Origin of the sequence: Marivivens donghaensis (genome assembly GCF_030410045.1) — a bacterium.
Classification (GTDB): Bacteria; Pseudomonadota; Alphaproteobacteria; order Rhodobacterales; family Rhodobacteraceae; genus Marivivens; species Marivivens donghaensis.
Genome location: NZ_JAUFRA010000010.1, coordinates 1 through 7,747, shown reverse-complemented (window position 1 = coordinate 7,747; position 7,747 = coordinate 1). Strand labels below are relative to the sequence as shown.

Below are 7,747 nucleotides of genomic sequence, written 5' to 3'. Positions count from 1 at the left end.
GAATGCTCTGTGAGGTCACTACGTCCGTACGCTACAAGCCCAACTCTGTCGCTGAGCTAGGGCACCCCCCCTGCATGGGCCATAGGGGGTACTGGCGTATTACGTATACATGCTCTGCAACACACGGGGTTTTACGATTGGTCTCACGAATAGCTGAGCGAGTTAGTGTGGGTGTGCTTCAGTGGAACTGTCTTAGCGTTCCCATAATAGAGTTGGACTTGAGGTGGAGCTTACAGGGTTAAGACTGTCCTAGTTTAACCAAATCTAGTCCATGACTTAGAGTAGCTTAGCTATTGAGCATACCATGGGTAGTCATACTCGGTAGCCAGACTGTTTCTAGCGCATGGATTGATAGATTACCCCGTGATGAGCATGGGGCTTGGGCTAGTGTTACTTAGGTGTACAGACCGATGTCTTTACACTGCTTTACGGTAAACACGTAAGGTTGGTGCTTTGGTTGAAACCAAGAGTTGATCCCGTAATGCACTAAGGTTGTGAGTGAGAGACAGGCTATCCGGTGTAAACAACAGTTGGGGCATGGATTAGCAGTTTAACTAGCATGTGAGAAATTCAATATTGTTATTTATCAGTGCCTTATATCAAAATGTCTGCTTAAAGGTCTTCTACCTTCCAAGAGATAATGTATCGTGCTTAAAGAACATCCTGACTACCCGCTATTCTGTAGTCAGACCTACCATCCTGTGACACAGACATAGCTGGATAACAGTCCATAACATTAACTCGTTTGAACTTCTTACAGTGCTGTTTAACGTAGTCATTTACTGCTTTGCGATACACTGAGATGGCATGATCTTTGTCTGCCACTCTAACGATAATGCAATCATGAACTGAATAAGCTGGTACATCATCCTCTTTCAACTTGAAGAGCGTTTGCTTCAATATCTCAGCTTCATGAAAGCTAATGAAACCACTGCCATTCATGTACTCCGTATCCATAGTGTACAGCGCTGGCACAAGTTTCAGCAGCAAGTCCCGAAAATCAGTCCAATCATTGCCAGCAAATAATCCTTCATTCGACTTCGATGGCTTCGCTTTACGAGGATTACCTGTTCCAATGACTTCCAATGCAACTTTCTTGAGTTTTGATCTGTCGTCTTTCGTGACCTTGTCACCCAATGCCTCCGAATACAGATCATACCATGTGTTGGATTGGATGTTTAACGGGATGCCCATAAGCATAGAAAATAGGAAAGGCTGAGAGGCATTCAGATCAATACTCACCACCGCTTCACCATCAATCGTGCATTTCAAGCGTTGGTCACTATTCATGCTGCACCAAGGGCCGTAGAACCGTCCACCTGCATCAAGCCGACCATTGTGAAACACACGATGAACAGCAGCGCAAAAGTCAGACGTTTGACCTGTGCCAGCAGGAAGGCACAAAGGATGGAAACTATAGTACTTTCCCAGTTGTTTAACTTCGAGTTCAGCAACCTCTAGGTCACGTCCATATTGTTGATAAATGCTTTTTCGTGACATTCTTACAGGACTGTTGGTATCTCCAGACCGTTTGCGCTTGCTACGTTCTAAAGCTGTCTCCGCCTCATTCATCTCTACAAGACTACCAGAGGTTTGAATGAAAGATGCATTGGCTAGGCGATCCGATAAGTCTTGCGGTGGAGTGAACCTATGATGTGTAACCTGCGCATAGGTGTACCCCATACCCATCATCTCAATCAGATCATCCGTGTATCTCGTCCAAGCGCCTGAACCAGCAACATGCTCAAGGAGCTTACCTTGCAGAGCATCTACGACATTCCATACAGCGGTTCGGCCTATTCCATTAGCCAAACCTGAGAAGGTGTTGTTGTTCTTGCTACAGGCGATAGTCAAAGCTCGGTCAAGAAGGGTCTGCTTGCCCGCTCTCAGAATACTGGCGACGATAATCTTGTTCTTGCGTCCTGCCGAACCGTCATGCGTAAGGCCAGCGATGCTCAGAACCTCATCCACAAGAGCTTCAGCTATATCATTGCTTGCCTCCCAGACAGGCTGGAAAAAGACCACTTCGGGTTTGTAGGGTCTCACGTAGTTTCTTAGATCAGGTATCTTCATGCTGAGGTTTATTCTGGCTTAGGTGGATAATCTGGGAACTTTGCTCTCAATCAGATTAAGAGATGTAGCACTTCCCCATCCAAATCTTCAAATGCTCCGAGAGATCGTCAAGACGAAAAGAGGCGACCCAAAGGCCGCCCCTATGCTCGTTAACCTGCACTATTCCTTAGAAGCGGAACTCAGCCTGTAGGTTCAGACCTTGGCGATCTACGCCGCCTACTCGGTCAAAACGAATGCTTGCATTGAGGTTGGTTGCACCGTCCTCAGAGGTTCCGTTGATGCCAAGCTCTAGACCAGCACCGCATTCTTTGGTGACGGTGTTAGCTGCATCACTGCGTTCACAGATCAGGCGAGGTGCAGCAGAAGCCACAGTCACCATGTTGCTGCCTTCTTGCTGTTCCATCGGGAAGAGGAACTCAGGAGAGGCAATCAGTTCTGCGAAAGTGGTGTCGCCTACAGCTACGTTGATGGATGAGCCGTTCTCATCAAGAGTGATGTCACCAACCCAAGTCTTTACGTAGTTTAAGCTCACAGACGGACGCAGTTCGTAGGTCTCGTAGTCTACAGAACCACTGACCTGACCACCAAGAGACATAGTGCGGGAGGTGTAGTCACCAGTCACAACAGATGGAGTTGCAGCACCATCAGTGATGTCGAGGCTGCTACGAGCAACGCCCAGAGAGCCGTACCCAGAGAGGTAGAGTTTGTCGTCTAGCTCTTTGAAGCCATACATACCACCAGTGATACCGTAACGGTTCTGATCGCCAGTGTAGCTGCCTTCGATGTTGGAACGGTTCACTTCAGCGCCGAGGAAGTACGCAATCATTGCGTCTTCACCAGCAGCACGTTCCCAAGCCATCCGACCATTGAAGCTGAGGGTCGTGCCAGCACCACGTTCATGCTGAACGTCGAACTCACCAAAGGTCACCTTGCGGTACGTACCATCAGCAGAGACTGACTGACCGAAGAACGAACCACCACCAAAGAGGGTCTCGCCGTAGGCTTGCATCTCAGGCGACACAACTACGCTATTGAGACCACTGGTGGAGATAGCATCGGTCAAGGACATGCCAGACTCACGGTCACGCATGAAACGAGCCAAACCCTGCGACATCATGCTGTTGTTCGCAGTAACAGCACTGCGGGTCACACGAGAGACATCAGACTGGATGATAGTGGCGGATGCTGTGGAAGCAGAACCTGCGGAGGAACCGCCGCCAGATGATGAGGAAGTACAGCTTGGAGAAGTAATGGTGAGACCCGTGAAACCAACGCCATTCATGTTCGAGCCATTTGTGAAACCAAAACGATCAGCAGCTGCACTCTGTGTAACGGTAACGGTTTCTGTTTGGTTTGCACTCGTAAGGTCCACTTGAGCGTACCCTACGTTTGCACCAGCGGTCATCCAGTCGGAGGCTGTACCGTTAGTCGTTGCCGTCCAAGTCAGAGTATATGTGACTGAACCTGCAGGAGATGACACCCCAGTATCGAAACTAATCAATGATGATGTGGCTGTTACGTTCTGAGTGGAGAAACAAACGCCTGTAGTGGCGGGTGTCGGTGGTGTTGGAGTGACTGTCGGTGCCTGAACTGTGATATCTACGGTATCAGCAGTACTAGAGACGGTACCGTCATTTACAACCAGCGAAAATGTCAGCACCTGGTCCGCAGCACCTGCAGCCAAAGTTGGTGCGGTGAAAGTAGGTTGGATAGCGGTGGCGCTTGAGTTGTCGGACAACGTAATACCGCTGCCACTAGGTGCAGTCCAAGTGTAAGTTAGGGTGTCGCTTACGTCGGGATCACTTGAGTTAGACCCATCCAGTGCCACTGTAGCTCCTGAGGAAACCGTTTGGTCAGGCCCGGCGTTGGCTGTAGGTGCAGTATTTGGACATCCCCAATTAATTTGACTGTTCAGTACGGTTGAACCTGACTTCACAGTGTAGCTTGTTCCACAAGTCAAACCTTGGTTGGTGGCATCGTAAATTCTGTCGTAATATATGTCAGAAGAAACATCTCTTGTCACATTGACCGAAAAATAGTTTAATCCATCTGTGCTAACACTAATGCTCGTAAGCCAGTTGGTTGTATCAATAGAACGTACAGGACCTTCGTATGTGATGATCAGACTTTCTTGAAATGTGGAGTTTGTTGTTATTAAATCACCCTCGGCTGCGCTTGCCTCTCTCATGCAGGTTAAAGCAAGAAAAAAGGTAAGTAAGGGTGAAAATTTTGACATCATGTTCTCCTATTATTGGCATCCGTTTACATTGTAGGTCAATCAACTGCAATATCGTGTTGTGCTTCTCTGCTGAACTAGTCAATTGTGGCATGTTGACTTCTGGAGCAGCTCTTTAAGAGTGCGGTACAGGCCACGAGTAAAGAGCTGCTAATCGAAGTCTCTACTGGTTCATTTTACCCACTGACAGTCCAGCAGGTACCCTCTCTTGAGGTGCTTCTATTAAAACTACGTCGACGCTTCAGCGCTGATACAAAAAGCCTTTCCAGTCAAGTCTCTCAAGAACGTGGGCCACATCTTTCATGGAAACTGTCAGATCGAAGTTTATCATAGCTGAACTGCAATCGCCTATGGCGCCTTCCTTAAACCAGCAATAATCCTGTAAAGACTTGTACTGCTGATCCCTAAGTCTCTACATATCTGAGGTTTGCTCACACCATTCTCTAATGCAAGCTTTACCATATCAGTCTTTGCACGTGCAGTAGGTTTGCGCCCTTTGTATGTCCCATCAGCCTTGGCCTTGGCGATGCCTTCCCGCTGACGCTCAAGTGAGCAGCCTCATCTAACCGGTCCAAGTTTATAGTTGGTGCATATTTGGCCTCTGATCGATTTGTATGATGGCTTCAGGAGCGGGCGGGCGATAGCCCAATGCACTGTGTGGTCTCTTTGTGTTGTAGTGCTGTCTCAAGTTTATAAGCTGTTGATTTCAAACGCATTAAGGACAGTATAAGTCTCTGTATTCAAATATTTTTTTATAGTTTTTATTATTTTTGGGATTCACAGGTGTTGGCAGTTTTGGTACTATGACTGCGGAAGCATTGGCCGAGGACTAGGCGTAAGCCGAAAAAGTTAGGCGTCCTCAAAACTCCGCCCCTTCTGCCTTAGTGGCTGAAGGTTAAACAGCTGTAATGCCACGGAGTCTTACAATCTAAATCTTAATCAAACGCTTTGGGCGTAGCCCGTGCGTTTACCTTGAAAGGTGGTTGCTATGATGGCTCCATATACATTTTTGATTCATGAAACCGATAAGTGTTTCATCCCCCTCCAACCTAGAACGAAACAGCCGCTTGATAGTGCTTGGCCTCAATCAGGGCGACAGTTTGGTGAAATAGACGTCACGTGCAACAATGTCGGTCTATTGCTAGGTGAAGCATCTGGAGTTCTGGATGTCGACCTTGATTGCTACGAGGCAAAAGCTCTTGCAGAAGTGATCTTACCAAAGCCTGCTATTGCCTTTGACCGAGGCTCTGAAGAGAGCGGACACTACCTCTATCTGGGTTTGTCTTTCGGTCCTCGCAAAGTTTTCTCAGCTGGAAGTAATGAAACATTAGTTGAGCTTCGAGGTGATGGTGCGCAAACAATGGTCCCGCCATCAGTGCACCCCAACGGCCAGGAATTGAAAGTTACAAGCACCAATGCCGAAGCCCTAGAGATCGACTATCAAGGCCTTCTCCGTGCAGTTAACCTTTTGGCTGCGAGTGCTGAAGTTGCTCAACATTGGCAAAGAGGTGTGAGGCACGACTTAGCCTTAGCTTATGCAGGCCTCTGCTCTAAGGAAGGCGTACAGCCAAACCTGATCATCCACATCGTTCAACGTATATGCGAACTACGACATGATACTGAAACTCTCGATCGTATAAATGCAGTCAAGTCCACGGTTAGTAACCCTCATGGCCCAGTTCTTGGCTATAAGGGTTTGGAAGAAGTCGTAGGAAAAAAGGCGGCCTCTCGGATCGCCGAGCGTGTTCGGTTTTATTGTGGTGTGTCCCAACCAAACGCCATCATCGAAAACGCTAAGCAAGCTATCGGCACGACTTTTGTTGAACCGTTTACTGATCGCTCGGAATTGACCGAGGCTCGCATAGCGAAGGCCTTTGAGAATTGGCTATCGGGTAAAGCCGTTTTTGTAATCGAGACTAAGGATTGGATGCTTTGGAATGGGAACCATTGGGAGCTAGATCATCGCCACTCAATATACTTGCTTGCTTACGAGTTCATCAGGGAAATCAAGGCAAGCCTCTTTGAACGGGGCAGCCACCGTGATGCCGCTGGGCTGTCAAACTTTGAAAGCCTCCGTAAACTGGAGAACATCACACGACTTGCGTCTATTAACTGTGCAGTTTCAAAGGTCGATTTTGATGTCGATCCCTTCCTGTTGGCGGCTGGTGATACATGGATTGATCTACGGACAGGGCTTTTGATCGACCCCAATCCTAGCCAACTCATCAGCAAATGGATTGAAACCCCATATCGATCGGACGCTGAATGCCCGCAGTTCCTTCGCTTTCTTGAGCAGATATTTGAAGGCGATGCCGAATTGATCAGATTCGTCCAAAAAGCCATCGGATATAGTCTGACGGGTTCTACTGCGGAACAGTGCTTGTTCATCATGGTAGGTGACGGCGCAAACGGAAAGTCAACGTTCATCAATCTCATTAACAACCTGCTTGGCAGCTATGGAACAACCGCAGCAGCGCAAACATTGATTGCTAACGGGAAAGGCTCTTCCATCGGAGATGACTTGGTTGACCTCGTTGGCGCACGACTAATCAGTGTGAGCGAGACTGAGGAAGGCCAATCACTTGCGGAAGCCAAGATCAAACAAATGACAGGTGGCGATACCCTTAAAGGGCGCCCACTCTATGGAACATATGTTCAGTTCATGATCATCGGTAAGCTTTGGCTTGCAACAAACAGCCTTCCTCAGATCAACAATACTGACTTTGGGATTTGGCGACGCATTATGGCCATACCATTCCACAGAACATTCTCAGCTGACCAACAAGATAAATCACTTGGTCAAAAGCTTCAGGCTGAGCTTCCAGGCATTTTGAAGTGGGCAGTTGAAGGCTGTTTGGCTTGGCAGGAAGAGGGCCTTAACCCGCCGACTATCGTACAAGAGCAAATCAATGAATACAGAACCCAGATGGATAGCATCATGCAGTGGGTACAGGATGAATGTACACTTGGATTGGGAAAGACTTATCAAGCCTCTAAGCTATACAGCCTTTACCGAGATTGGTGTGCCGCATGTGGTCGCAAGGCCCAATCTGCTTCTTCTTTCAAACGTTCACTTGAGAAGCTTGATGGGGTGCATCAGGTAAGGACATCCAGTGGTAACCATTGGAACGGCATCGCTCCGTTTATGACTACTGTGTTGGGCTAATGTAGCCTGTGTAGGCTGTGTAGGCTTTTTGCAAAACTTTCTACTGTTTATTCTGTGGGAACTTTGTGTTTTGGCCTACACTTCCTACATTACCTACACTCTCTACTTCACGAAGAAGTGGGTATTAAAAGGCAACTCCCAATCCTCGTGTGTTGCAGAGCATGTATACGTAATACGCCAGTACCCCCTATGGCCCATGCAGGGGGGGTGCCCTAGCTCAGCGACAGAGTTGGGCTTGTAGCGTACGGACGTAGTGACCTCACAGAGCATTC

The 7,747-nt window shown here is 48.0% G+C and carries 5 protein-coding genes and 1 pseudogene; 1 reads left to right on the top strand and 5 read right to left on the bottom strand.

Annotated features, from left to right (window positions below; genetic code table 11):
* Positions 1–651 precede the first annotated feature (651 nt).
* The 5 genes and pseudogenes from QWY83_RS14135 to QWY83_RS14120 form a co-directional block, all read right to left on the bottom strand.
* Complete coding sequence (locus tag QWY83_RS14135) at positions 652–2,073, bottom strand: hypothetical protein (protein WP_290246020.1); 1,422 nt, start codon at positions 2,071–2,073, stop codon at positions 652–654.
* Positions 2,074–2,239: 166 nt separating this feature from the next.
* Entirely contained in the window at positions 2,240–3,163 is a 924-nt protein-coding gene (locus tag QWY83_RS14130) for an autotransporter domain-containing protein (RefSeq protein WP_249947320.1), read from the bottom strand.
* Between the two features lie 510 nt (positions 3,164–3,673).
* Positions 3,674–4,261: pseudogene (locus tag QWY83_RS14260) on the bottom strand (PKD domain-containing protein); the annotation flags it as partial.
* Positions 4,262–4,657: 396 nt separating this feature from the next.
* Positions 4,658–4,771 (bottom strand): helix-turn-helix domain-containing protein, encoded by a 114-nt coding sequence (locus QWY83_RS14255; RefSeq protein WP_249947319.1) that lies wholly within the window; start codon positions 4,769–4,771, stop codon positions 4,658–4,660.
* Between the two features lie 115 nt (positions 4,772–4,886).
* A complete protein-coding gene (locus QWY83_RS14120; RefSeq protein WP_435404541.1) occupies positions 4,887–5,003 on the bottom strand; it encodes an integrase core domain-containing protein in 117 nt (38 codons plus the stop codon).
* A gap of 294 nt (positions 5,004–5,297) precedes the next feature.
* On the opposite strand from QWY83_RS14120, the gene QWY83_RS14115 reads away from it, so the two are divergent.
* A complete protein-coding gene (locus QWY83_RS14115) occupies positions 5,298–7,475 on the top strand; it encodes a phage/plasmid primase, P4 family (RefSeq protein WP_249947318.1) in 2,178 nt (725 codons plus the stop codon).
* Positions 7,476–7,747 lie beyond the last annotated feature (272 nt).